A 24,127-nucleotide genomic window follows, 5' to 3' on the forward strand; every position below is an offset into this window, starting at 1 on the left:
TCCGTTCCTCTCCTCGACGTTCCGCAGCGGCAGGGGACTGGCCGCCGATGTGGGATCGGTGGGGTTCCGCCGTCGTACGCCGTGCCCGCCCGGTGACGCAGCGCCGAGCAGCGGCGATCCTAATACAGGGTGGCGAGTCCGTGACGTCCGCCCGCAGGCTCGCCGGTACGTACCGTCACCCCTGACGTCTCGCCCGTGGCGTCACCCCGACGGCGGTCCGGTTTCGGTGGTTGCCGCCGTGTCACCGTCGGCGACCGCGTGGTCGCCGACGGTCCCTTCACCACCGGGCCCCGAGCCCGCAGCGACAGCGCGGAGTTGTGCCGCGCGGAGAAGGCGCCACGCCCGCCGCCGGCACTCGCCGATGGCGGCGATGACGAGGACACCGGCCACCGCCGAGAGGAGATAGCGGGACCAGGTGCCCGCGTTCTCGACCGCGTCGCCGTCGACGGCCAGCCGCTCCCGCGCCCGATCCCGGTACGTGCGCGCCCAGCTGTGCGCCGGGGCGTCGCGGAGCAGGGCGTCGAGCTTTCCCACCGCCGCGGAGAACCGACCCGCGAAGTAGTCCCGCAGCGCGTCCCGGTACGCGAGATCCACCTCACTCACCGTGTTCGGCACCCCTGCCGCCGCCAGGAAGTCGGCGACCCGCGCCGCGGTGACGCCAGCCACGGCCGGACCTCCGGCCGTGGCTGGCGTGACGTCCAGGAGGGCGAGAAGCCGGCCCCACGCGTCCACCACCGCACCACCCCGGTCCTCGGTCCTGAGGTCGCCGGCGAGCCGGAGACGCGCAGGGTCACGTCCCGTGACGGTGGCCGAGCCGGCCCGGACGGCATACTCCGCCGAGGTGGCGTCGCCTCCGCGTGGCCGGTAGCTCAACACCACCGGCTCGGCGTCACGACTTGGCGTCGGGTCGGCGGCGAGCTCGACCGCGGGCAGGCTCGACCGCTGGAGCTTGACCAGCGCCAGGGCGTCCTCCCCGGCGGATTGGGTCGACACGACGGTCGCGGGCGCGGCGGGCGCGGTGGTGCGGCCTTGGTCTGCCACGCCGAGCTGTCCGTACACCGTGGTCGACGGTGGTTCGCCCGCCTTGGAACCCGAGAACACCGCCGTCGGCCTCGTCGCCGCAACGAACTCGTCCACCTGGTCGGGGTCGATCCGTCGCTGCCCGGCCAGCGTGTGGAGCGCGTCGGCGAGCAGGTCCGACGGGTCGGGACGGACACAGTCGTCGGTGGTCAGTACGTAGCCGTCCGGGTTGACCACGACCCCACTGCAGGCGCGGTGCACCACCAGCGCCTCCCGGTGCCTCGTGCCGTCCTGTCGGTACGTCAGGTAGCCGCGGTACGTCGTCTCCAGGTAGACCATGGTGCGGCCGGCTACCGCGGTGGCTCGTTCGTGTGGGGTGAGCGCCGGCGCCGCCACGGCCGCAGCGTCCGTCACCACCGCCGCGACGGCGACGACGCTCGCCGCGCACAGCGTGGACCAGAGCCGCGGCCGGGAGCGCCCGGCACTCGCTCCGGGGCGCCGCGTACGGTCGCACCTGTTCGTGGTCCTCGCACCATGATGGGCGGTTCTGTTCACTGGCGACCGAATCCGTTTCCCGGTTGTTCGTTGGTGCGGCTCCAAACGGGGAGCGCCGACCGTCTAGAAGATCAGGACGTCGCGGAGGTAGTTCGCGACCCGCCGTATCTGGCCCGCGCCCTCGATCGGTGCGGTCATCCGCAGGACCAGTTCGTGGTCGACCTTGGTGTCCGAGCGGAAGAAGCCGATGAGGACGAGGCCGTAGCGCCGCTCGCCGCTGCCCTGAAGTTGGAAGGACTCGGCGTAGAGCGCGGTCTGACCGGCGCGGACCCACTGCAGACCCCAGGCCTCCTCGGCGCGGCGCATCGCGAACCGGGTCTCGCCGTCACACGGCTGACAGGGTCGGATGATGATCTCGCCACCGATCTCAGGCCCCTGACCCGGCGGTATGCCGCAGTTGAGCTTCGTGTAGCCCGGTGCCTGCTCGACCGGTGTGCACTGCCAGGCCTGCGGGACCTTGATCGGGAAGCCGAAACCCTCGACGTTGAAGGTCCGGATCCCGTACGTCTCGTCGAACTCCGGCCACTCCGTGGGCCAGGTGCTCTCCTTGGGCGGCTCCTTGCCCGGCGCGAGCGGTGAGGAGGTCGGCAACGGAACGGCGGGCGCGCTGGTGGCGGCCTGGGTGGTCGCGGGCGGCCTGGGCGGGTCGTCGTCGCCGCCCGCGGCGACGACGGCGAACACCGTGCCGCCCGCACCGAGGACGAGGACAGCCAGTGCCGCGACCCCGATCCAGAGCTTGCTGCGGCTGGGTCGTGGCTCTGAGGGCACGATGTGCCGCACCGGAGACTGGAACGGGTCGTACGACGTGGTGGCGCCCGCTGGGGACGAGGCCTCCGGGTACGTCCCCGGCATCTCGGGTAACGGCAGTGGCGGTCCCGAGGTCTGGTCCGGTGGCACCGATACCTGGTGCGGTGGCGCCGAGGTCTGGTCCGGCGGCACGGAGACCTGGTGGGGCGGCACCGATACCTGGTGCGGTGGCGCCGAGGTCTGGTCTGGTGGCGCGGAGACGGGGTCCGGCGTGGGTGACTGCTGCGGAACCGCTGGCTGGTGGGGGGCGGTCTGCCACGGACCGGTCGTCGGGGTTACCGGCGCCAACCGGGCCGTGGGGTCGACGGGACCGCCGCCTTCTGGCGGAGTCGGTGCCGCGGCGGGAGCGTTCGTCCCGGGCGTCGGGGCCGGCGTCGCCGCCACACCCGGGCTCTTTGCCGTGACCGGCTCGTCGTCGGTCGCGGCCGACGACAGCGGGCGGCACTCCATTCCCAGCGCACGAAACAGGTGCTCCGGGCCGGAACTGTCGGCACCGGCGTAGGCGACCCAGGGCGTCGATGAATGGAAATCGGCGTACGCAAACTGATTTCCGCTGCTCGCCAGCGCGTGTGCGGTGCCCGCGAACGCATCCCGCCAGCGCTGGTCCGTCGCCACGGCGGCGTCGAGAACGGCCGCGGTGAATGAGTTGCCCTGCCCGTCGATGGCCGACCAGACGCTACCGACCTGACAGACGCTGAGGGCCTCGATGAACCGGTACGGACCCACTGGCTGCATCCCCACCCACTTCCGCCGTTTTCGTCTGCGGATCCTAGTGCGCCGGGTCTACCGTGCCGGAGAGCCCTCCATGGCTTCGATTTCTCCGCACTCCCGGCGTCTACGATCGTTAGGCGATGGTATCCGCGTGCTGACCGTGGGTGCGGGGGCCGGTAGCCGTGCTGCGTGACGCGACTAATCGGCCACCGGCACGGCCGTTACGTGACGTGGATCGCGGGCCGCGTCCGGTGTGAGCGCTGTCACCCGGCCGTCCGGACGGCGCCGGGGCGACCGGGAAGGGCGGACGGATCGCGGGTCAGCGGCCGATGGCGGTGAGCAACTCCTGACAGGCGCGCTCGCAGACGCGGCAGGCCTCGGCGCAGATCCGGCAGTGCTCGTGCATGCTCGCGTGGAGTTCGCACTCGTCGGCGCAGGATCGGCAGGCCATGATGCACGCCTCCAGGACGGCGCGGCTGAGGTTGGCGTCGTAGCCGGTGTGCCGGGAGAGGACGCGCGCGGTCGTGGTGCAGACGTCGGCGCAGTCCAGGTCGGTGCGGACGCACTTCACCAGCATGCCGACGTTCGGCTCGCTCAGGCAGGAGTCCGCGCAGGCGGTACACGCCTGCGCGCAGGCCGAGATCGTGTCGATCGTCCGGGACAGCAGGTCCCGGTCAAGGTTGATCTCTGCCGGGTAGGTGGCCAGCATGGGCCGGGTGGTGGCGGTCATCAGGACGTCCTCCTCCGGTCGAAGTGCTCCTGTCTCCCGATACCCCCGGACGAGGTCGGCATGCGCGGTGCCCTGGACCGGCGCACAAGGCTCACGGGTGGGTACGGCGCGGGGAATCTCGCGGTACCGGCGGCACGCGTCTCGCGTGGCCGATAGGCTGGCGGAGCGGAAAATCCGGCAGTTCTGGCAATTGCTGTTAATTGGGTTGGTGTGCCGTCGGGCTCCGGCCGGTCCTGGCCGCCCGGCGGCTGCGGGTTGTCGCCCTGTGGCCCGGCAACCCGCCTGCCCGCGGCGGGCCAGACACGCGAGAGGAGAGTCAGGTGCCCTATCTGACCGTCGGCGTGGAGAACTCCGCGCCCATCGACCTCTACTACGAGGACCACGGCGCGGGACAGCCCGTGGTGCTCATCCACGGCTTTCCGCTCAGTGGCGCCGCCTGGGAGAAGCAGATCGGGCCCCTGCTGAACGCCGGATACCGGACCATCACCTACGACCGGCGGGGCTTCGGTCGCTCCAGTCAGCCGACCGTCGGCTACGACTACGACAGCTTCGCCGCGGACCTCAACATCCTCATGAACGAGCTCGACCTCACCGACGTCGTCCTGGTCGGCCACTCCATGGGGACCGGTGAGGTGACCCGGTACCTCGCCAACTACGGCTCGGCCCGGGTGAGTCGGGCGGTCTTCATCGCCCCGGTCCCGCCGTACCTGCTGAAGACCGACGACAACCCCGAGGGGGTGGACCAGAGCCTCTTCGACGGCTTCATGCGGGCGGTCATCGCGGACCGGCCCGCCTACTTCACGAGCTTCCTGAACGACTTCTACAACCTGGACGAGACGCTCGGCAACCGGGTCAGCGAGGAGGCGGTCCGGGCCAGCTGGAACATCGCGGTCGCCGCCTCGCCGGTCGCCACGCTCGTCTGCATTCCCACCTGGCTGACCGACTTCCGGCAGGACCTGACGCGGATCGACGTGCCGTCGCTGATCATTCAGGGCGACGCGGACCGGGTCCTGCCGTTCGCGGTGACCGGCCAGCGGATGCATGCCGCCCTCCCCGGCAGCCAGTTGGTCACCCTCAGCGGTGCGCCGCACGGCGCGCCGTGGACGCACGCCGACGAGATCAACCAGGCGCTGCTCGACTTCATCCGGACGCCGGCCGAGGCACTGGCCTGACTCCCGAGGCTCCCGACCCGGGTCACGGCTCCGGCGCGATGAGGCGGCCGTCGGCCGCGTCACGGACGGTGATCGCCTCCACCGGGCACGACTCGGCCGCGTCGCGCACCGGGTCCGCTGGTTCGACGGTCGGGGACACCGGGGTGCCCTGCCCGTCGACCAGCCGGAAGTGCTGCGCCGCGGTGCCGGCGCAGATGCCCGAGCCGATGCAGCGTTCCGGGTCGACGCTGACCCGCCAGGCGGCGCTCACCAGGCCACCGGCAGTGCGACCAGGCCGCGGACGATCAGCCCGCTCTTCCAGACCAGCTCGGGCTCCGGCACCGCCAACCGCAGCCCGGGCAGGCGGGTGACCAGGGTACGGAGCGCCACCTGGAGCTCCATCCGGGCCAGCTGTGCCCCGACACAGTGGTGGACCCCGTGACCGAAGCCGATGTGCGGATTCGGATCCCGTGCGAGATCGAGTCGGTCCGGGTCGGTGAAGACCTCGGCGTCGCGGTTCGCCGAGGTGAGGGAGGCAAGCACCGGCTCTCCGGCCCGGACGAGCACCCCGCCGAGCTCGATGTCCTGCAGCGCGTACCGAGGGAAGGCCGAGGCCACTCCGAGGGGTACGTAGCGGAGCAGCTCCTCCACCGCGGACGGCACCAGGGAGAGGTCCGCCCGTAGCCGGGCCAACTCCGTCGGATGCTGGAGCAGCACGTAGACGAAGTTCGGGATCTGGGTCACCGTCGTCTCGTGCCCGGCCGCGAGCAGGCCCGCGGCGAACCGCACCACCGCCGCCTCGTCGAGGTGGTCCTGGTGCTCCTCCCACGCCTGCACCATGGCGCTGAGCAGGTCGTCGGTCGGCTCGTGGCGGCGCCGCGCGAGCAGCTCGCCGATGTAGCCCTGCAGGCGCTGCAGGTAGTCGTCGATCTGCTCCGGAGTCAGCGAGGTCGTCGAGACGATCGCCTCGGACCAGGTGTGGAAGTGGTGGCGGTCGGCGAACGGCACGCCGAGCAGCTCGCAGATGACCTGGATCGGCAGCGGAGTGGCGAACCGCTCCACCAGGTCCGCCGGCGGACCGGCCTCGATCATCCCGTCGACCAGCTCGTCGGCGATCTGTTGGGTCCGGGCCCGGAGCAGCTCGACCCGGCGGGCGGTGAAGGCCTTCGCCGCGAGCCGGCGCAGCCGGGTGTGTTCGGGCGGATCCATGGAGAGGAGGCCCTCGCCGATCGGCCGGGGGCTGATCCGCGGCTCGTCGCGGCCGACGGCGGCGGCCCGACTGAACCGCGGGTCCCCCAGCACCACCTTGACGTCGTGGTACCGGGTGGCCAGCCAGGCCTCCTCGCCGTACGGCAGTCGTACCCGCAGCAGCGGTTGGGTCCGGCGCAGCTCCGCGTACGTCGAATCGACGGTGAGTCGGTCCGGAGCGGCGAACGGGTACGGTCGGGCGCTGACCTGCTGGCTCTCCGTCATCGTGATCCTCCTCGGTGGCGAGCCGGTCGGGCGGCGCACGGCCGGCGATGCCCGGTGCCGACACCGCTATGTTTGGCGGTGCGTGATGCACTGATGGCGGATGGTATCGAAAGATAATGATCGATGCTATGGGTTGCGACAGACGGCATCCGTCTCCCGGGCATCGCCGGCACGGCCGGCCGGTGATCCGCCGGATCCGGATGGTGCCGAGGGGCCGTCACCGCCCGCGTCGCGCCGGCGCACCGTCGGTCGCAACGGCCATCATTTGGTCGCCCCGCTGGTGAAGCCGTTGTAGATGAAGCGCTGCAGCAGCAGGAAGACGATGAGCGTGGGCACGATGACCAGGATGACGCCGGCCGCGATCACCTCCCACTGCGCGCCGTACGGGCCCTTGAAGCGGAACAGCGACGTCGAGATGACCCCGAGTTCCCTGTCGGGCATGTAGAGGAACGGGATGTAGAACTCGTTGTAGATGGCGATGCCCTTGACGATGACGACCGTGGCGATCGCCGGCTTCAGCAGGGGCAGGATGACCCGGGCGTAGATGGTGAGATGGCTCGCGCCCTCGATCGCGGCAGCCTCGTCGAGTTCTCGGGGAATCCCCCGGAGAAACTGCTGAAAGATGTAGATCGAGATGATGTCGGTGCCGACGAACAGGGCGATCGCCGACCACCGCGTGTTGAAGAGCCCGAGCTGGTCCACCACCTGGAAGGTCGCTACCTGGGTCGTCACCCCCGGCACGAGGGTGGCGAGCAGGAACAGCGCGATGATCGTCCGACGGAGCCGGAACTCGAAGCGGTCGAGGGCGTACGCCGCCATCGAGCCGATGATGACGGTGCCGGCGAGCGAGACCGCGAGGATGATCGAGGTGTTGACGAACGCCCGCAGCATCCCACCCTGGGTGAACGCGGTGACGTAGTTGTCGAGGTTCCACCATCTGCTGGGGGCGTCGAACGGCCCTCCGTTGACGAACTCCTCGTTGGTCTTCACGGACGCGACGAAGAGGACCAGCAGCGGCAGCAGCACGACCACCGTGGCGCCGACCAGCGAGAGGTACTTCAGTGTGAGCGCGACCCACCCGGCGACGGTGTCGGGGCGGTGCCGCCGGCCGCCCGAGGATCGGACGGCCCGGCGAGCTCGGGCGGCGGTGGAGTTCACGACAGGTTCACCTTCTCGTCGGGGACGACCCGGCGCTGGATCCAGGTGACCAGCAGGACGATCACGAGCAGCACCACGGCCATCGCGGAGGCCAGGCCGACCTTGTGGTACCGGAACGCCATGTTGACCGTCTGGATGACGAACGTCTCGCTACCGTTGGCGCCGCCGGTCATCACCCACGGGATCTCGAAGACGGAGAGCGACCCGGAGATCGCCAGGATGAACGACAGCCCGATGATCGGCCGGATGCCGGGCAGGATGAGGAACCGGAACTGGTGCCACCGGTTGGCGCCGTCGAGTTCGGCGGCCTCGTACAACTGCGCGGGTATCGACTGGATAGCGCCGAGGAACAGGACGAAGTTGAGCCCCAGGTAGCGCCAGACCGACGTGCCGGCCAGCGAGTAGTTGATGACGTCCGGGTCGCCGAGCCACTGCTGGGAGAGTCCGCCGAGCCCGACGACCCGCAGCGCCGAGTCGAGCGTGCCGCCGGGCTGGAAGAAGTAGAGGAAGACCATCCCGATGGCGACACCGTTGATCAGGTACGGGAAGAAGATGATGCCCTTGAAGAGGTTCCGGAACCTGACGTGGAAGCTCAGCACGGTGGCGAAGTAGAGCGCCAGCCCGATCTGGACCACCGAGGCGCCGATGTAGTAGAGGCTGACCCGGAGCACACCGAAGAGTTCGGGTCGGGTGAAGATCTCGACGTAGTTGTCGATCCCGACGAACTCCTTGTTCGGGCTGATCCCGTTCCAGGACGTCACGCTGTACCAGAACATGTTGGCGACCGGGATGTAGGTGAAGACCGCCAACAGCGTCACCGGCACGAGCAGGAACAGGTACGGCGTGAGGGTGCGTTTCCGGTGGTGCGCCATACGGCGACGGAAGCCGGTGGGTCCGAGGCGCCGTCGGGTGGGCGCCCCGGCCCGTACGGGGAACCGGCTCGCGAGCTTCGTCGGCGTTGCCATGTTGGTGCGGGAGCCTTCCGAGAGGGGCGGGGGAGGACGCCGTTACTGGAGCCTGGCCTTCGTCTCCGCCCACTTCCGGTTCAGGTCGGCAAAGATCTGCTCCTTGGTCTCGTTCCGCGCCCCTCGGGCCGCGTCCACGATCCGCTGTCGGTACGCGCCGTCCCACAGGGCGATCTCGGCCTCGTTCCCGATCTTGTCGGCGAGGCCCTCCTCACCCTTCGGGGCCGGGTTCAGCTCGATGAACGTTGTGCCGGCGGCGGTCAGGTCGGCGAGGGTCGCCGGCATGGGCTGGTTGACGACCGGCGAGATGCCGCCCTGGTCCGCGGCGTAGTTGGACTCGTTGGCGAACCACTCGATCCAGGCCCGGGCGGTCGCCTTGTTCTTCGAGTTGATATTGATGGCGTTCTTGTAGTCGCCGCTGATGACGCTGTGGAACGTGCCGTTCACCTGGAGTGGGAAGGGCAGGTACCCGATGTCGGCCTTGTTGGGCGCCGCCTCCTGCATCTGCACGATGGCCCAGGAGCCGAGCATCATCGTGGCGATCTTCCCCGTGCCGAGCATGGCCTTGGACTGTTCCCAGTTGGTGGTGGTGGGGTCCGGCTCGGTGAGGCCCTGTGCCACGGCGTCGAAGAGCAGTGAGTCGATGATGTAGTGCTCCTTGCCCGGGGCCCAGGGCGCGTCGTCGCGGCCCAGCTTGATCGCCGCGTCGGGATCGCCGCTCACCACGCCCCGCAGGCCCTCCCACTGGCCGAGGGGCCACTTGTCCTTGTAGTTCGTGTAGAGCGGGATCGCGTCGGTCCGGTCCCGGATGGCGGTCAGGGCGGCCAGGAACTCGGCCGGGGTCTTCGGTGGCGTGGTGATCCCCGCCTGCTGCCAGACCCTCTTGTTGTAGACGAAGCCCTGCGCGTTGCCGGTGATGGCGAGGCCGTAGACCGTTCCCTCGAAGGACTGCTCGCTCCGGACGAACCGGTACCGGTCCTTCAACTCCTCGACGGTGCCGAGCGGCTCGAAGAAGGTGGGCAGCATGTCCGCCGTGACGGAGTTCGGGATGAGAAGGACGTCGCCGTACTCCTTGGTGTTCATCCGGATCCGGATTTCACCCTCGTAGTCGGTTATCGCCTCGAACTTGACGGTCGTGCCCGGATACTTCGCCTCGAACCGCCTCTTGTAGTCCTGGAACACGGTGTTGACGATGTCGGTCCGCTGGGTCAGCACCGTGATCTCGCCGGTGATGGCCCCGTCGCTGCTGCCGTCGTCCCCGCCGCAGCCCGCGAGGGCCAGGGAGAGCACGAGTGCCATGCCGGCGATTCCGTACTTCCTCATATGCGCGTTCCACCCTTCGGTGTCCACATTAGACAAAGCGCGATGCGTAGCGCGCGCCTCGGGGAGGGCAGGGGATAGGCGGGCACGACTTGCAGGGGAAAGTACACGCGGGTTACAGCCGTGTCAATGACGTGACAACGTCGTACGGGAACTGAACCGTTAAGTGCATGAACCGGTTCAGGTATAACCGCAGGCAGACTGCGGTTTTCGTCCCGTCGCAGGCGCCACCCTCGGCGTCACGAGGTGGGATCCGGGGACCGTGAACCGGTTCAGGCATCAGCTGTGCGGCGGCGTGCTCGCCAGACGGGAGAAGGAGGCCGACCGAGACGGTGAGGAAGCGACGGTCGACACTATGTCTTGCGCGTCTTGCGCGCGTCGGTCGGGTAGTCGGCGAGGACACGTGTGCCGGTCAATCGGCATTTCGCGGTACCGGCGACCCGCGCTGCGCGCGCCTCGGCACGCGGGGGAATCGCGTGGCCGCCGGGCCGGCCGGGACGACCCGTCCGTACGCCGGGCCGCGCCGACAGGTTCGTCGCGGGGTGCGACGTGCTGGTGGCGGGGCGGCGAGGATGGCCGGCGACGGCGACCCGGCTGCGGTCTCACGACGGTCCAATCAGGACATCCGACCCGGACCCGTCCGCCTCACGCGGCGGAGGACCGGGTCCACCACGCTGGGCGGCGCGGACCGGATCGCGGTGCCCGGTCCGCCCGTCCGGAACCGATCCGGGTGGGTCGCCCATGCTGTGCCGCCACTCAGCGGCGTGGGCGACCGCATCCCGGGCGTGTCATGCTGCACACCTGGGCCGGAAGATTCACCCCATCTCCTCAGGAGTCACCATCCGTGTCAGCCAGTGACGCCGTTTCCGCAACTCCGGTACGCCGCGTGTGGCGACCGCTGCTCGTCAGTCTCACGATCGCCGGCATCGTCGCGGTCCTGTTCGGCGTGCCGTGGTGGACCCTGTTCGCGGCGGGCGCGGCCTGGCCGACCCCGGTCGTCGTCGCCGGCACGGTCCTCTTCGGCACCGCCCTCGTCGCGTTCCCGGTACTGATGGTCCTCGGGCACGGCGGTCGCCGGCTCGACTGGGCGGCCCGGATCGGCGACACCCTCCTCGGGGTGGTCTGGGTTCTCTTCGTCTGGGCGCTGCTCGGCACCGTGCTGCGGCTCGGGCTCGGGCTCGGCGGCGTTCCTGATCCGGCCCGGTCCCGCCTCACCGCCGCCGTGGTCGTGGCCGTCACGCTGGTGCTGCTCCTCTGGGGGCACGTCGAGGCGATGCGGGTGCCGCGGGTCCGCCGGGTGGAGGTGCCGATCCGGCGTCTCGGGGCGGGGCTGGACGGTGCCCGGGTGGTGCTGCTCACCGACACGCACTACGGACCAATCGACCGGGCCGGCTGGTCGGCGCGGGTGGTTGCCACGGTCAACGCCCTCGAGCCCGACCTGGTCTGTCACACCGGGGACATCGCCGATGGCACGGTCGACCAGCGGCGGGCCCAGGCGGCGCCGCTCCGGGACGTCCGGGCCCGGCTCGCCCGGGCGTACGTCACCGGCAACCACGAGTACTTCGGCGAGGCGCAGGGCTGGCTCGACCACATGCGGGAGCTGGGGTGGGAGCCGTTGCACAACCGGCACATCGTGGTCGAGCGGGACGGCGCCCGCCTCGTGGTCGCCGGGGTGGACGACGTCACCGCCGGGGGCTCGGGGCAACCCGGTCACCGCGCGGACCCGGCCGCCGCCCTCGCCGGCGCCGACCCCGAACTGCCGGTTCTGCTTCTCGCGCACCAGCCCAAGCAGATCGACGCCGCCGTCGCGCACGGCGTCGACCTTCAGCTCTCCGGGCACACCCACGGTGGTCAGATCTGGCCCTTCCACCTGTTGGTGCGGCTCGACCAGCCGACGGTGCGGGGCCTGAGCCGGCACGGCGACCGCACCCTGCTCTACACCAGCCGGGGTACGGGCTTCTGGGGACCGCCGTTTCGGATCTTCGCGCCGAGCGAGATCACTCTGCTCACGCTCCGCGCGGCGTGACCGCGACCGGCTGGCGTGGCGTCACCGCCGCGGCGTGTCGGCCGGGGTGACCGGGGCGGGTGGCGTCGGCGAGGGCCGGGGCGGATGAGGAGGGCCGGGCGGCGCCACCCGGCCGGCGTGGTGCCGTCGGACGGACGGCGCGGCGTCGGTGACGTGCGGGGCCGGCGCCGGCGGCGAGACTTCGGAACCTCACCGGGGTGCCGGCACGCGGCGTGGCATCCGTTCCGCGTACGCCTCGACGAGTTGGCGCTCCGCGGTGCGCAGGTAGTCGTCGAGCACGTCGTGGGCGCGGTCGGCGTCGCCGGCGCGGATCAGCTCCAGCAGGTCCCGGTGCCGCGCGAGGTACGGCTGGTGGAAGGCCCGCGGGGCGGCGATCACGTGGAACGCCAACCGGATCTCGGCCAGGGTCTGCCGCATGATCTCCGCGATCCGCGGGCTCCCGGCCAGCGCGGCGATGGCCTGGTGGAACCGCATGTTGGCGGTGGCGACGTCGGCCCACCGCTGCTCGGTGGCGGCCCGTTCGCCCTCGAGCAGCGCGGCCTCGAGCGCGGCCAGCGCGGTGGCCGAAGCGGGCCGGGCGTCGCGGACGGCCGCGCACTCCAGCGTCCGGCGTACCCGGTAGAGGTCGATCACGTCCTCGACGTCGAGAACCCGGACGAAGACGCCGCGGTTGAGCTCGTGTACGACGAGCCGCTCGTGCACGAGCAGCCGGAACGCCTCCCGCAGGGTGTTGCGGGAGACGCCGAGCGCGGTCCCGATCATCTCCTCCGAGAGTCGGGTGCCGGGAAGCAGGGCACCCTCGGTGATCCGTGTGCGCAGGATCTCGGCGACCCGCTGCGCGGTGCTGGCCCGGCCGAGCAGCGCGCGGTCGTCCCGCAGCGTCGCGAGCCACGGCACGCGGTCGTCCTCCATGCGGCGGCGCCCTCGGTCAGCAGACGGGTCCCTGGTACGACGAGGGTACAGGTCAGCATGCGATTGACGGATTGTTCAACAATCTGCCACGCTGGCCATGCGGCGCTCGGCGTGTCCGGGGGAGGTGCGATGTCGATCACCGTCGACCTGAACAGCGACCTCGGCGAGGGCTTCGGGATCTGGCAGCTCGGCGACGACCTCGCCCTGCTGGAGATCGTGACCAGCGCCAACGTCGCCTGCGGCTTCCACGCCGGTGATCCGACGATCATGCGCAGGACCTGCGCCGAGGCCGTCGCCCGGAACGTGGCCATCGGCGCCCAGGTCGGCTACCGCGACCTGGCCGGCTTCGGTCGGCGGGCGATCGAGATCGAGCCGGACCGGCTCGCCGACGACGTGCTCTACCAGCTCGCCGCCCTCGACGGGATCGCCCGCAGCGAGGGCGGCCGGGTGCGCTACGTCAAGCCGCACGGCGCGCTCTACAACCGGACCGTGACGGATCCGGTGCAGGCGGCCGCCGTCGTCTCGGCGGTCGCCGCGTACGATCCCGGCCTGCCCGTCCTCGGCCTGCCCGGCTCCCGCCTGCTGCAGAAGGCGGAGGATGCCGGCCTCCGGGCCGTGCCGGAGGCGTTCGCCGACCGGGGTTATCAGGGCGACGGCACCCTGGCGCGGCGGGGCAGCCCCGGTGCGCTGCTCACCGATCCGGCGGTGGTCGCCGCACGCTGCGTCGGTATGGTGACCACCGGCCAGGTCACCGCCGTCGACGGCAGCACCGTCACCGTGCGGGCCCGGTCGATCTGCGTGCACGGCGACACCCCGGGCGCGGTGGACCTGGCCCGCCGGGTGCGCGGCGCGCTGCAGGACGCCGGAGTCCGGCTCGCCGCGTTCACCTGAAGTGGAGTCCGACGAGGTGCGACGCTCGTACCTCGACCCGTGCGCCGTCGGCGGGGGAGTGGGTGGGACATGCGGTTCGTTCCGGTCGGGCTGCGGGCGTTGCTGGTGGAGGTGCCGGACCCGGCGTACGTCCCGGCGCTGGTCGCGGAGCTCGACCGACGCCGGGCCGCCGGTGAGCTGTCCGACGTGGACGACGTGGTCCCCGGGGAGGTCACCGTGCTGATCGACGGACCCGCCGATCCGGCCGGCCTGGCCCGTCGGCTCGCCGCCTGGCGACCGGAGTCGGTCCGGCCGCCGGACGGTCCGCTGGTCGAGGTCCCGGTCCGGTACGACGGTGCCGACCTGGCCGAGGTGGCCCGGCTCTGGCGGGTGTCGGAGGAGGAGGTGGGACGGATCCACAGCGCACCGGAGTACCGGGTGGCGTTCTGCGGATTCGCTCCCGGATTCGGCTACCTCACCGGGCTGCCGGAGCGGTACCACCTGCCCCGCCGGCCGGTGCCGCGGACCCGGGTGCCGGCCGGCTCGGTGGCGGTGGCCGGCGGCTACGCCGGGATCTACCCCCGGGAGTCGCCCGGCGGCTGGCACCTGCTCGGCGCCACCGACCTTGTCCTCTTCGACCCGGACCGGGATCCGGTCGCGCTGCTCACCCCGGGCACCCGGGTCCGGTTCCGAGCGGTCGGATGACCGGCCGCCACCTGGAGGTGGTCCGGCCCGGTGCGCTCAGCACCGTGCAGGATCTCGGTCGGCCCGGCCACGCCCACCTCGGGGTGCCCCGCTCCGGTGCCGTCGACCTGCCGGCGCACCGGTTGGCGAACCGACTGGTCGGCAACCCGCCGGAGGCGGCGACGATCGAGACCACCGTCACCGGCGTCGCGGTACGGCTCAGCCATCCCGGCACCGTCGCGGTGACCGGTGCCTGGGCGCCGGTCACCGTCGACGGCCGACCGGCGAGTTGGTCCGCGCCGGTGTCGGTGCGGGCCGGGGCCGTGGTCGAGGTCGGCGCCGCGATCCGCGGGGTCCGCAGCTACCTCGCCGTCGCCGGTGGGATCGCGGTACCACCGGTGCTCGGCAGCCGCGCCACCGACCTGCTCTCCGGCCTCGGGCCGGCTCCGCTCGTCGCCGGCGACCGGTTCCCGCTCGGCGAGATCGTCGGTCCGCCCGCCCCGGTCGACGTGGCCCCGACCCGCGGCCTCGCCGAGGAGGTGACGCTGCGGGTCCTGCCCGGTCCCCGCGCCGACTGGTTCACCGCCGAGGCGCCCGACATCCTCACGACCGGCCACTACGTCGTCTCCACCGCCAGCAACCGGATCGGCATCCGCCTCGACGGTCCCGCCCTACCTCGCCGGATCACGGCCGAGCTGCGCAGCGAGGGCGTGGTGCTCGGTGCGGTCCAGGTGCCGGCCGCGGGAACCCCGGTGATCTTCCTCGCCGACCACCCGACCGTGGGCGGCTACCCGGTGTTCGGGGTGGTGCACCCCGACGACCTGCCGCAGGCGGCCCAGGCCGCCCCGGGCACCCCGGTCCGCTTCGTGGTGTCGGCCGCGGCGGGGTTCGGCGGGTTCGCCTAGCCCGAGGCCGGGGTGTGCCGGCGCGATCCCGGCGTCGCGGGCACTCCACAACGGACAAGATCATGCTTGGATGGATGCGCACGCCCGTGCCCCGGCCCACGCGGGCGGGCACCGCGGCCGTACGGCACGCCGTCCACGGTGCGGCGTGCCGGGGTGGCGCGGTCCCGCGTCACGGCGACGGCCCGGACCGTGCCCGAGGCGGATGGGACTCCACGCCCGGAGGGCAGGGGACCGCGGCCCGGAGGGGTGCGCGGGTCGAGCGCGTCCGTGGGGACACCGGTGGGAAGGAGCAGATCATGACGAGCCGTCCCGGGTTCCACCTCGCGATTCCGGTCGACGACCTGGCGCGGGCCCGCGCCTTCTACGGCGGCGTGCTCGGGCTCGCCGAGGGACGCTCGGCCGAGACCTGGGTGGACTGGAACTTCTACGGACACCAGCTGGTGACGCACGCCGTACCGGCGGCGCGGCAGGCCGACGCGGGCCACAACCCGGTCGACGGGCACGACGTACCGGTGCCGCACTTCGGGCTCATCCTCTCCATCGAGGACTTCCACACCCTGGCCGACCGGATCCGCGCCGCGGGCATCGAGTTCGTGATCGAGCCGTATCTGCGGTTCGCGGGTGAGCCGGGGGAGCAGTGGACGATGTTTCTCCGTGACCCGGCCGGCAACGCCCTCGAGTTCAAGGCGTTCCGGGACGAGTCGCAGATCTTCGCCCGGTGACGGGCCGATGAGCTCGACCGGGACGGGCCGGCCTCCCGGTTCGTCCGACCGCGGCACAACAACCCGGTCGCGACATCGCCGAGGCGCTGCGTACGGCCGGCGTGGGGAGGCTCACCACCGGGCTCCGGTGCCCTCCATCCTCCGGTAGAAGGGTGAGTCGGCGGTGAGTTCGGCCGCCCGGACGGGGCTTCGGGTGAACGCCGAGGCGTACACCCCGGCGATCAGCTGCATCGTGCGGCGGCTCTCGGCCGAGGTCACCGGCGGCGGCGTGCCGGCGCGCAGCGCCCGGACCACCTCGGCGAACTGCGCCCGGTGCGCGCTGCGGACTCCGGCGGCGCCGGCCCGCCACGCCGCCAGCACCTCGTCGGCGTACTCCGGCGCCGGGGTGATCCGCCAGTCGTCGTCGCCGTAGCCGTACAGGTGGGTCACCTCGACCGTGGCCCGCTCGAAGTCGAACCGCAGGTAGCTCTCCTCCCGGATGGAGAGGAGGCTGTTCACCACGCTGGCCACCGCGCCGTTGGCGAAGCTGACGTGCGCCATGCTGACGTCCTCGGTCTGGATCCGCCGGGCCTGGCGCCGGGCGATCGCGGAGACCTCGGTCCAGTCGCCGAGGATCGCGCAGAGCAGGTCCATCTGGTGGATCCCGTGCCCCATGGTGGGTCCGCCGCCCTCCGTGTCCCACCGGCCCCGCCACTCCACGTCGAAGTACGCCTGGCTGCGGAACCAGGTGGTGTGGCAGATCGCGACGAGGGGGCGGCCGAGCACCCCGGCGTCGATCAGGGCACGCAGCCGCAGCGCGCCGGTGCCGAACCGGTGCTGGAAGACGGTGGCGAACCAGGCGTCGTGTTTCCGCTCCGCCTCGACCAGGTCGTCCAACTCGGCGAGGCTCAGCGTCGGCGGCTTCTCCACCAGCACCGTGCTACCGGCCTGGAGGCAGGCCAGGGCGAGCGGATGGTGCGAGCCGGGCGGCGTGCAGAGGTGGACCAGGTCGGGGCGCTCCTGCTCCAGCAGGCTCGCCAGATCGCGGTGGCGGGCCGGTACGTCGTACCGGTCGCCGAACGCCGCCAGCCGGTCGGGGTCGACGTCGACCGCGCCGACGAGGCGTACCTCGTCGCCGAGGTCCCGCAGTGACTCGGCGTGGATACGGGCGATGTTGCCGGTGCCGACGATGGCGACACGGAGGGGTGCCACGGGTGCTCCTTCTTAGGGTGGGGGTCGTGTCGGCGGGCGGTGCTCAGCCGCGTTCCGGGCGGAGGCGGTCGTACGCGTGCAGGTAGCCGCACATGCCGAACGTCTGCTGGTCCGGTCGCGCGATCCGGGAGACGGTCGCCCCGGCGAGGTATCGGTGGTCGCCGCGGCGCAGCGCCGCGATCTGCTCCCCGGTCTGCCGGCTCACCGCCGCCGGGCCGTCCGCCCAGCGTCGCTGCCAGTCGTCGAGCTGGGGGCGGACCAGGGCGGCCGCCGCCGCGTAGAACTCCTCCAGCGCGGTGGTCTCTCCGGCCGCGCAGCGGCGCCGCAGCTCGGCGAAGCCCCGGACCGCCAGGTCGCGGCGGGCCCGGGCCCGCTCCGCCGACGGACGACCCGTCGCGTCGACCAGCGCGACCGCGTTCCGGTACGTCTCCGGGTCGGTCAGGTACTCCGGCGGCAGGGTGAGCACGGCGTCCCCGGCCTCCGGCAGCCCGCCGTTCTGCATCACGACGACGACCCGCAGCTCCCCGTCGTCGTTGACCGCCCGGTGGATGGTGCCGGGGGTGAACCAGACGACGTCACCGCCGGTCAGCGGAGCTTCGGCGAACCCCTGCGCGGTCAGCGTCTGCAGCCGGCCCCGGCCGCCGACCACCACGTAGCACTCCGCGCAGCAGAGGTGGACGTGTGGCGCGCCGCCGTGCAGCCCGTCGTCGGCCTGCCACGGGTAGACCTGCAACCCGGTGATCCCCACTCCGCCCGGAAAGGGCTGGCGCTCCTCGGTCACCGTCCGTGCTCCGCCACGAACGCGTCGATCTCCGCCCGCTCCCAGGCCCGGTCGGCGATCACGACCCGGTGGGCGAGCCGGAGTGTCTCGCCGGGCGCGAGGGAGACCTCCTGGTCGAAGGCGGGCGAGGGGTTGATCGCCGGGAACGGGGTGTTGCGGACGAACCACTTCAGCGGGACCGCGGCGCTGGAGGTGCCGGCAAAGACCAGCACCGTGCCGCCGCCGTCCACCTCGTCGTGTTCCCCGGTGTACGCCAGCCAGGGTGACACCGTTCCCATGCTCTCCGGGTCGCCGCCGCCGTCCGGGGTGAGGATCCGCCCGCCGGTCCAACCGCGCGGGCCGCGCCAGAAGAAGCCGGTGTAGCCGGCGTTCGGTCGGCCGTGCGTGGTCGGGCTGCCGATGGAGAGCTCGGCGCCCCGGATGTTACGTAGTTCGGTGTCGAAGTCCAGCATCCAGCTGCCACGCTCCGGGTCGACGCCGTGGAAGCGGAGCTCCCGGCGTTCGGCGACCCAGTGCTCGCCGGCCGCGGTGATCCAGGTCAGCGACTCGCGCAGGGTGAGTGCGGTCGGGGTGACGTCGACGAGGTCGAACGAGTCGTGGCGCATCCGGCCGACGTTGTCGAGCGTGGTGTAGCCGCGGCCGCGGACGTACGAGGGTCCACCCCAGAAGTTCTGCCCGGACAGGTGCGAGATCGTCATCTGGATGCCCTTGTGCCACCGGTGGTCGTTGGGCCGGTACGCCGTGACCGGCGCGCCGCGCAGCGTGCGCAGTGGGTGCAGGTACGGCTTGGGCGCCTCGAACGGGGGAGTCCGGGAATCGTCGTAGACGTAGGTGGCGATCTCCACTCCGGCGGCGGCGACCACGATCCGGTGTCCGTACTCGTGGCTGACGGTGAGGGTGCCGGTGTGCTCGGTGGGACTGGGGGTGGATGTCATGGGAGCGTCGGTGCCCTTCCTCTGGCGGCGCTGACCGCCGCCGGGTCGTACGGTGGCGGGTCGGCGGAGGCGGCGGCGCGGGTCCGCGCTGACCGATGGTGCTGCCGACCGCTACGGCTCCGCTGGTGGTAAACGCTTTCCTGGAGCTAACCGCCTTCCCGTCACGGCGTCAAGATCCCCCGGTTGTCCCGACCGGGATCGCGGGCCCGGGACCCGTCCCGCGCCGGGCGGCTACGCCAGGCCGAGGGCGGTGAACCCCAGGTGCAGACCGCCCGTCCCGCGCCGGGCGGCTACGCCGGTCCGCCGGTGGGGTGCGAGGGGCGGGTGGGGGTGGTGTCGGCCGGTTCGTTCGGCGTGTCGGCGGGCGGACGTGTGCTCCCCGTACCGCCCGAGGTCTGCTGCCCGGGCCGCCACAGCGCGATCGCCCCGACGATCAGTGCCGCGACGCTGGAGAGTTTGTCCGCGAGATCGGGACCCAGGGTGACCACGCCGCCGACACTGACGAGGATGGCGAGCAGGACGAAGGTGACGGTCCGCAGCCGCGTCCGGCCGGCGCTGGTGATCCACCTGCGCGACGTGGCCCGGACCGCGAGCTCCAGCAGCACGATGCCGGCCATGACCAGCACGGGTACCTGCCACAGTTCGATCGTCATGTCGGTCCCTCCTTCGGCCGTCGGACTGCCGGTCAGTTCAGCGCCGCCTGGAGTTGATCGATGAACTCGGACGTCAGCCGCCCACCGTCCAGCAATGCCTGGGTGTGGACGCGGACTGCGTCGGAGAACTGCGGATAGTTCGGGGTGATCGGCCGTGGCCGCGCCCGCTCGACCGCGGTGCGGAGTTGGCCGAGGTGCGGTGCGAGCATCCGGAAGTCGGCGTCCTCGTAGACGTCGAAGCGGACGGGCGCCAGCCCGTAGGCGGCGAGCACCTTCTGCGCCGGCCGGTCGGTCATGAAGTCGATGAACCGCTTGGCCAGCTCGGGGTGGGGCGAGCTGGCGACGAGCGCCAGGTTCTGGCCGCCGAGCACGCCCCGGTCCAGCGGGCTGAGCCGGATCCGCGACGCTCTCGCGTCGGCGTCCCCCTCCTTCTGGAGTTCGCGGTACTGCAGGGGCCAGTTGCGCATGAAGCGACGCCGGCTGTCCTCCCGGAACGCCTGCCGGCTCTGGTCCTCGTTGCCGGAGCGGGTGACCTTGCCGGCCCGGACGGCCGCCACGAGCGGCGCCAGCGCCTCCTGCCACTGCCCGAGGTCCCGGGACACCGTGCCGTTGGGGGTGAGGATGCCCGGGTCCACCGAGAGGGCGTGCTCGAGGATGTTGACGACGAACGCCTCGTAGGAGGTCGACTGGTCGGGGTTCAGCTGCCCCACGAACTGGGCCTGGCCAGCCGGGATGCGGTCCAGCGTCCGCCACAGCGACACCTCGGTCAGGTCGCTGCCCTCCGGCTGGCGGTCGAACAGCATGCCGACGTCGGTGTTGAACGGCGCGGCCCAGTAGCGGTCCGAGGTGTCGGGGACCCGGAGCGCGTACCGGATGGATTCGAAGATCTCGCCGGGGTCCACGAGCGTGATCGGGGTGATGAGACCCTTCCGGGCGAACTCCGGGACGTGGATGATGTCGAGGTTGACGATGTCCACGTTGCCCGATGCGGCGAGGTCCTGCATCACCAGCCGTTCGTCGCGGGTCCCGCTGGGGGTGATGTCGGTGCTCACCGGCGTCTGCGGGTTGCTCCGGTTCCACATCTCGATCAGCAGGCCGCGGGCTCCGGTGGGGTCCCGGCCGCTGGCGAGGCGGAGTTCGGTCTCCACGGGGCCCGGGGGCGGGGGAGCCGACCGACCGCCGGGGAGCAGGTAGATGGTGCCCGCGGTGGTGATCCCGCAGGCCAGCACGCCGGTGAGGAACAACCGCCGGGAGTATGGCTCGGGCATTGAGCACGACCTCGATCTCGATCGGGGGCATGAGACCCGGACGTGGCGCAATCTGTTAATTGAAGATTACCGGCCGTTTCCCGTCTTGGTCGTTCCCTGATCGGCTCGGCGTGGTCGGCGTGTCACCGCGCCGGGCGCGGCTCGCCTGGCCTGCCCAGGGGCAGGGCTCGCGCCGGGCGAAAACCCGGGTGCCCGCCCGGCACGGCGGCCGCAGAATCGGGCGATGCGGATCCGGCCAGTCAGAGACCACGAACTCGACCTGCTGCGCGACCTCGAGCGGGCGGCGGGCCGATGCTTCCGAGACGTCGGCATGCCCGAGGTCGCCGACGACGAGCCACTGTCGATCGAGGTGCTCTCCGGGTACCAGCGGGCGGGCCGGGCCCGGGTGGCGGTTGACGCGACCGACCGGCCGATCGCCTACCTGCTCGTCGAGCCGGTCGACGACGCGCTCCACGTCGCGCAGGTCTCGGTGCACCCGGACCACGCGCGGCGCGGGATCGGACGCCGGCTGCTCGAGGACGCGGCGGACCGGGCGGTGGCGGACGGCGTACCGGCGCTGACCCTGACCACCTTCGCCGACGTGCCGTGGAACGCGCCGTACTACGTGCGCTGCGGGTTCCGAATCCTCCAGGAATCCGAGTGGACCCCCGGACTGCGGGCGATCCGGCGCCGGGAGGCGGCGCACGGACTGGACCGGTGGCCCCGGGTGTGCATGCGACGTGACCTCCGCTGACCGTGGGGGCGGCTCGCCGGGGCCCGACCCGGGACGCGTCGGACCGCGCGCGCCTCACCGGCCGGAGTGGCGCGTCGGGTGCCGGGTCGGGGCGAGCGCCCGACCGCCGGGCGGTCCGCGTCCCTCAACGACCCGCCCGGGGTGGCATGTCGGGTCCGGCACGTCGCCCACCCCGGGCTCCGGTCCGCTCCGTCGAACGCGCCGAGATCGACCGAACCGTTCGGGGCCGCGGCCCGTACTCCCGCACGACATCGGGGTGGAACGACGAGGGAAAACGGTACGATCGGGGCAAGTTGCCCAGATAGCCGGGAGAGGATGACTGTGCGGACCGATCACGGGCACCTCCCGCGCGCACTGCGCCGCGCCTACGGGATCACCCGGTCCCTGGTCATGTACCACGGCCAGCCGGGCCGGTACCGCCGGGCCCAGCGGCTCTACCGGGAGTTCCTCGGACCCGGCGACCTCGGCTTCGACATCGGCGCCCATGTCGGGAGCCGGGTCCGGACCTGGCGCCGGCTCGGCGCCCACGTGGTCGCGGTCGAGCCGCAGCCCGACTGTCTGCGCGTGCTGCGGCTCTTCTTCGGCCGGGACCCGGAGGTCACCATCGTCCCCGAGGCCGTCGGCGCGCACCGCGGGCGGGCGACGCTCGCCGTCTCCACCGCCACCCCGACCGTCTCGTCGATGTCCACCGAGTGGATCGAGTCGGTCGTCGCCGACCGCCGGTTCGCCGGCATCCGTTGGGACCAGTCGGTGGAGGTGAGCGTGCAGACCCTCGACGACCTCGTGGCGGTGCACGGCATGCCGGCGTTCTGCAAGATCGACGTCGAGGGGTACGAGGTCGACGTGCTGGCCGGACTGAGCCAGCCCCTGCCCGCGCTCTCCTTCGAGTACCTCCCGCCGGCGCACGACGCCGCGCTCACCGCTCTCGACATGGTGGACCGGCTCGGTGCCGCCTCCGGCGGCTACCGCTACAACTACTCGCCGATCGAGACGATGCGCTACGCCAGCCAACGCTGGCTCGACGCGACCGACCTGGTTCGGCTGCTCGACCGGTTCCGCCCGCTCGGGCGCTCGGGCGACGTCTACGCGCGGCTGCCCGACGCCGGCCCCGGTCGGTACCCGGCCAGGGCGGCGGGTCCGTCGGCGGCCTGAGGCGTCACCGGTCCGGCCGCGGGCTCGCGGGGTTGTCCCGACGGCCCGGGACCGGTCGGCCCTATGCCCCCCGGTAGTTGTAGAGCTGGTCGACGAACTTGCGGCGCAGCGGCGGCACCCGGCTGGTCACGCTGAAGTAGCCCCGGGCGGCGAGCATCGCGAGGCGGCCGATGACGGGCTTGTAGATCGGGTCGTCGCCGTTGGTGCCGTTGGTCCGCAGCGAGTCGGCGACCCGGGCGAAGCCGTACCGGATCATCTCCCTCTCGTAGTCGGCGACCGCCGCCAGCAGCGGCTTGGCGCCGGCCTCGACGGCGACCAGTTCCCGGCGGAGCAGGGCCGCGTCCCGCAGCGCCGTGTTGGCCCCGACCCCGCGACCCGGGGTCATGGTGTGGATCGCGTCCCCGAGCAGCGTGACGCTGCTGCTCGGCCAGGGCTCGACCGGGACCGACGTGGCGACCCGGATCGGGACGACGCTGCCCGGGTCGGCGCTGCGTAGCAGTTCCCGCAGGTGCGGATGCCAGTTCCGGGTCAGCTCCAGGGCGATCCGGGTCAGGGGCTCGCCCCGCAGCTCCATCACGTTCGCCGGGAAACGGCTCGCCGTGCTCCAGACGATCAGGTTGATGTGGTCGCGGGTGTTGTCGTAGAGGAGGCCCGGCCAGCGTTCGATCATGCTCGCCTCGGTCACCCCGATCCCCGGCTTGACCGCACCGCGCCGGTCCCACCTGAACTCCATGACGTGCAGGACGCCCATCACGCCGCCGGCCCCGAAGATGAGTGAGATCCCCTGTCGGACCTCGTCGGAGAGGAGACTCCGGGTGCGGTCGGTGAGCGGGATCTTGCTGGCGATGTTGATACTGCCGGCGTCCTTGACCACCGCGTGCGGCAGGTACTGCCGGCGTACCGCGGAGTGGGTGCCGTCGGCGGCGACCAGCAGGTCGCCGGTCGCGGAGGTGCCGTCGGCGAAGTACGCCGTGACCTGTCCGTCGTCGTGCTGCTGGTAGTGGGTGAAGGTCTTGTCGAAGTGGACCACGTCCTCCAGTCCGGTCAGCAGGACCTGGCGTAGGGTCATCCGGGAGACCGACTGGTCGATGCTGGTCGGGTCGGCGTCCGGCCGTAGCGGGAACGAGGCCGTGCGGTGCAACTGCTCGGTGAGCACGTTGAAGAACCGGGGCGGCCGGGCGCAGGTGGCGAGGAACGTCTCGAACAACTCGGGTGGCAGGCACTCCCGCAGGGCCCGGCAGCCGGTCGGGTTGATCCCGACCCGGTACCCCAGCAGACCATCGGTGCGGGTGCGGTACCGCTCGTAGACCGCCACGCTGATGCCGGCGCGTCGCAGGCCGTGCGCCAGGCACATGCCGCCGGTGCCGGCGCCGATGACGAGTACGTGCAGCGGTGTGCGGGACAT

23 protein-coding genes are annotated in these 24,127 nt (G+C 71.8%); 8 read left to right on the forward strand and 15 right to left on the reverse strand.

Going from position 1 to position 24,127, the window contains the following annotated elements; translation table 11 throughout:
- Window positions 1-201: 201 nt before the first annotated feature.
- The 3 genes from EF879_RS21755 to EF879_RS21765 all read right to left on the reverse strand — a co-directional run bounded on the left by EF879_RS21755 (window position 202) and on the right by EF879_RS21765 (window position 3,823).
- The gene (locus tag EF879_RS21755; protein WP_123561548.1) at window positions 202-1,416 is read right to left on the reverse strand and encodes a trypsin-like peptidase domain-containing protein; all 1,215 of its coding nucleotides are present in this window, start codon (window positions 1,414-1,416) and stop codon (window positions 202-204) included.
- Window positions 1,417-1,638: 222 nt separating this feature from the next.
- Window positions 1,639-3,117 (reverse strand): hypothetical protein, encoded by a 1,479-nt coding sequence (locus EF879_RS21760; protein WP_148086519.1) that lies wholly within the window; start codon window positions 3,115-3,117, stop codon window positions 1,639-1,641.
- 295 nt (window positions 3,118-3,412) lie between these two features.
- Entirely contained in the window at window positions 3,413-3,823 is a 411-nt protein-coding gene (locus EF879_RS21765; RefSeq protein ID WP_123561552.1) for a four-helix bundle copper-binding protein, read from the reverse strand.
- 320 nt (window positions 3,824-4,143) lie between these two features.
- Here EF879_RS21765 and EF879_RS21770 point away from each other — a divergent pair, with 320 nt between their 5' ends.
- Window positions 4,144-4,995: an alpha/beta fold hydrolase gene (locus EF879_RS21770; RefSeq protein ID WP_123561554.1), complete on the forward strand. Its 852-nt coding sequence runs from the start codon at window positions 4,144-4,146 to the stop codon at window positions 4,993-4,995.
- Window positions 4,996-5,017: 22 nt separating this feature from the next.
- Here the strand turns inward: EF879_RS21770 and EF879_RS21775 are convergent, their stop codons facing one another.
- The 5 genes from EF879_RS21775 to EF879_RS21795 all read right to left on the reverse strand — a co-directional run bounded on the left by EF879_RS21775 (window position 5,018) and on the right by EF879_RS21795 (window position 9,893).
- Complete coding sequence (locus EF879_RS21775) at window positions 5,018-5,245, reverse strand: ferredoxin (protein ID WP_123561556.1); 228 nt, start codon at window positions 5,243-5,245, stop codon at window positions 5,018-5,020.
- Window positions 5,242-6,447 carry a cytochrome P450 gene (locus EF879_RS21780; protein ID WP_123561558.1) on the reverse strand — a complete coding sequence of 402 codons (1,206 nt, stop codon included), beginning with the start codon at window positions 6,445-6,447 and terminating at the stop codon, window positions 5,242-5,244. The genes EF879_RS21775 and EF879_RS21780 overlap by 4 nt, the downstream gene beginning before the upstream one ends.
- Window positions 6,448-6,708: 261 nt before the next feature.
- Window positions 6,709-7,605: a carbohydrate ABC transporter permease gene (locus tag EF879_RS21785; protein ID WP_123561560.1), complete on the reverse strand. Its 897-nt coding sequence runs from the start codon at window positions 7,603-7,605 to the stop codon at window positions 6,709-6,711.
- The gene (locus tag EF879_RS21790) at window positions 7,602-8,477 is read right to left on the reverse strand and encodes a carbohydrate ABC transporter permease (RefSeq protein ID WP_199736558.1); all 876 of its coding nucleotides are present in this window, start codon (window positions 8,475-8,477) and stop codon (window positions 7,602-7,604) included. Before EF879_RS21790 ends, EF879_RS21785 begins: the two co-directional genes overlap by 4 nt.
- Before the next feature lie 135 nt (window positions 8,478-8,612).
- Window positions 8,613-9,893, reverse strand: a complete 1,281-nt coding sequence (locus EF879_RS21795) for an ABC transporter substrate-binding protein (protein WP_123561564.1) — start codon at window positions 9,891-9,893, stop codon at window positions 8,613-8,615.
- An 841-nt stretch (window positions 9,894-10,734) separates the two neighbouring features.
- Here EF879_RS21795 and EF879_RS21800 point away from each other — a divergent pair.
- Window positions 10,735-11,916, forward strand: a complete 1,182-nt coding sequence (locus EF879_RS21800; RefSeq protein ID WP_233604653.1) for a metallophosphoesterase — start codon at window positions 10,735-10,737, stop codon at window positions 11,914-11,916.
- 189 nt (window positions 11,917-12,105) lie between these two features.
- On the opposite strand, the gene EF879_RS21805 is transcribed toward EF879_RS21800, so the two are convergent.
- A complete protein-coding gene (locus tag EF879_RS21805) occupies window positions 12,106-12,828 on the reverse strand; it encodes a GntR family transcriptional regulator (protein ID WP_123561568.1) in 723 nt (240 codons plus the stop codon).
- Window positions 12,829-12,957: 129 nt separating this feature from the next.
- On the opposite strand from EF879_RS21805, the gene EF879_RS21810 reads away from it, so the two are divergent.
- From EF879_RS21810 to EF879_RS21825, 4 genes are all read left to right on the forward strand, one after another.
- Window positions 12,958-13,719, forward strand: coding sequence for a LamB/YcsF family protein (locus EF879_RS21810; RefSeq protein ID WP_123561570.1), 762 nt, complete (start codon window positions 12,958-12,960; stop codon window positions 13,717-13,719).
- A gap of 69 nt (window positions 13,720-13,788) precedes the next feature.
- On the forward strand, window positions 13,789-14,403 hold the full coding sequence (locus tag EF879_RS21815) for an allophanate hydrolase subunit 1 (protein WP_123561572.1): 615 nt from the start codon (window positions 13,789-13,791) through the stop codon (window positions 14,401-14,403).
- Window positions 14,400-15,287, forward strand: coding sequence for a biotin-dependent carboxyltransferase family protein (locus EF879_RS21820; protein WP_123561574.1), 888 nt, complete (start codon window positions 14,400-14,402; stop codon window positions 15,285-15,287). Before EF879_RS21815 ends, EF879_RS21820 begins: the two co-directional genes overlap by 4 nt.
- Before the next feature lie 296 nt (window positions 15,288-15,583).
- Window positions 15,584-16,009 (forward strand): VOC family protein, encoded by a 426-nt coding sequence (locus EF879_RS21825; RefSeq protein WP_123561693.1) that lies wholly within the window; start codon window positions 15,584-15,586, stop codon window positions 16,007-16,009.
- Between the two features lie 111 nt (window positions 16,010-16,120).
- Here EF879_RS21825 and EF879_RS21830 read toward each other — a convergent pair whose 3' ends face one another.
- The 5 genes from EF879_RS21830 to EF879_RS21850 form a co-directional block, all read right to left on the reverse strand.
- The gene (locus tag EF879_RS21830; protein ID WP_123561576.1) at window positions 16,121-17,200 is read right to left on the reverse strand and encodes a Gfo/Idh/MocA family protein; all 1,080 of its coding nucleotides are present in this window, start codon (window positions 17,198-17,200) and stop codon (window positions 16,121-16,123) included.
- 43 nt (window positions 17,201-17,243) lie between these two features.
- On the reverse strand, window positions 17,244-17,981 hold the full coding sequence (locus EF879_RS21835) for a cupin domain-containing protein (protein WP_123561578.1): 738 nt from the start codon (window positions 17,979-17,981) through the stop codon (window positions 17,244-17,246).
- Window positions 17,978-18,916, reverse strand: a complete 939-nt coding sequence (locus tag EF879_RS21840) for a PmoA family protein (protein ID WP_123561580.1) — start codon at window positions 18,914-18,916, stop codon at window positions 17,978-17,980. Before EF879_RS21840 ends, EF879_RS21835 begins: the two co-directional genes overlap by 4 nt.
- 290 nt (window positions 18,917-19,206) lie before the next feature.
- Complete coding sequence (locus tag EF879_RS21845; protein WP_123561582.1) at window positions 19,207-19,569, reverse strand: hypothetical protein; 363 nt, start codon at window positions 19,567-19,569, stop codon at window positions 19,207-19,209.
- A gap of 32 nt (window positions 19,570-19,601) precedes the next feature.
- The gene (locus EF879_RS21850; protein ID WP_123561584.1) at window positions 19,602-20,837 is read right to left on the reverse strand and encodes an extracellular solute-binding protein; all 1,236 of its coding nucleotides are present in this window, start codon (window positions 20,835-20,837) and stop codon (window positions 19,602-19,604) included.
- 223 nt (window positions 20,838-21,060) lie between these two features.
- On the opposite strand from EF879_RS21850, the gene EF879_RS21855 reads away from it, so the two are divergent.
- Together EF879_RS21855 and EF879_RS21860 are read left to right on the forward strand one after the other, a co-directional pair.
- A complete protein-coding gene (locus tag EF879_RS21855; protein WP_123561585.1) occupies window positions 21,061-21,570 on the forward strand; it encodes a GNAT family N-acetyltransferase in 510 nt (169 codons plus the stop codon).
- Window positions 21,571-21,885: 315 nt separating this feature from the next.
- A complete protein-coding gene (locus EF879_RS21860) occupies window positions 21,886-22,722 on the forward strand; it encodes an FkbM family methyltransferase (protein ID WP_123561587.1) in 837 nt (278 codons plus the stop codon).
- 61 nt (window positions 22,723-22,783) lie between these two features.
- Here the strand turns inward: EF879_RS21860 and EF879_RS21865 are convergent, their stop codons facing one another.
- A complete protein-coding gene (locus tag EF879_RS21865) occupies window positions 22,784-24,127 on the reverse strand; it encodes an NAD(P)/FAD-dependent oxidoreductase (RefSeq protein ID WP_123561588.1) in 1,344 nt (447 codons plus the stop codon).

Source organism: Micromonospora sp. HM5-17, assembly GCF_003762835.1.
Classification (GTDB): domain Bacteria; phylum Actinomycetota; class Actinomycetes; order Mycobacteriales; family Micromonosporaceae; genus Plantactinospora.

Bases quoted from the DNA above. Each gene is read 5' to 3' on its own strand.
- EF879_RS21820 (WP_123561574.1), top strand. From the start codon at position 14,400: ATGACCGGCCGCCACCTGGAGGTGGTCCGGCCCGGTGCGCTCAGCACC.
- EF879_RS21860 (WP_123561587.1), top strand. From the start codon at position 21,886: ATGACTGTGCGGACCGATCACGGGCACCTCCCGCGCGCACTGCGCCGC.
- EF879_RS21805 (WP_123561568.1), bottom strand. From the start codon at position 12,828: ATGGAGGACGACCGCGTGCCGTGGCTCGCGACGCTGCGGGACGACCGC.
- EF879_RS21855 (WP_123561585.1), top strand. From the start codon at position 21,061: ATGCGGATCCGGCCAGTCAGAGACCACGAACTCGACCTGCTGCGCGAC.
- EF879_RS21840 (WP_123561580.1), bottom strand. From the start codon at position 18,916: ATGACATCCACCCCCAGTCCCACCGAGCACACCGGCACCCTCACCGTC.
- EF879_RS21795 (WP_123561564.1), bottom strand. From the start codon at position 9,893: ATGAGGAAGTACGGAATCGCCGGCATGGCACTCGTGCTCTCCCTGGCC.
- EF879_RS21760 (WP_148086519.1), bottom strand. From the start codon at position 3,117: ATGCAGCCAGTGGGTCCGTACCGGTTCATCGAGGCCCTCAGCGTCTGT.
- EF879_RS21810 (WP_123561570.1), top strand. From the start codon at position 12,958: ATGTCGATCACCGTCGACCTGAACAGCGACCTCGGCGAGGGCTTCGGG.
- EF879_RS21815 (WP_123561572.1), top strand. From the start codon at position 13,789: ATGCGGTTCGTTCCGGTCGGGCTGCGGGCGTTGCTGGTGGAGGTGCCG.
- EF879_RS21765 (WP_123561552.1), bottom strand. From the start codon at position 3,823: ATGACCGCCACCACCCGGCCCATGCTGGCCACCTACCCGGCAGAGATC.
- EF879_RS21845 (WP_123561582.1), bottom strand. From the start codon at position 19,569: ATGACGATCGAACTGTGGCAGGTACCCGTGCTGGTCATGGCCGGCATC.
- EF879_RS21790 (WP_199736558.1), bottom strand. From the start codon at position 8,477: ATGGCGCACCACCGGAAACGCACCCTCACGCCGTACCTGTTCCTGCTC.
- EF879_RS21825 (WP_123561693.1), top strand. From the start codon at position 15,584: ATGACGAGCCGTCCCGGGTTCCACCTCGCGATTCCGGTCGACGACCTG.
- EF879_RS21865 (WP_123561588.1), bottom strand. From the start codon at position 24,127: ATGTCCCGCACACCGCTGCACGTACTCGTCATCGGCGCCGGCACCGGC.
- EF879_RS21780 (WP_123561558.1), bottom strand. From the start codon at position 6,447: ATGACGGAGAGCCAGCAGGTCAGCGCCCGACCGTACCCGTTCGCCGCT.
- EF879_RS21850 (WP_123561584.1), bottom strand. From the start codon at position 20,837: ATGCCCGAGCCATACTCCCGGCGGTTGTTCCTCACCGGCGTGCTGGCC.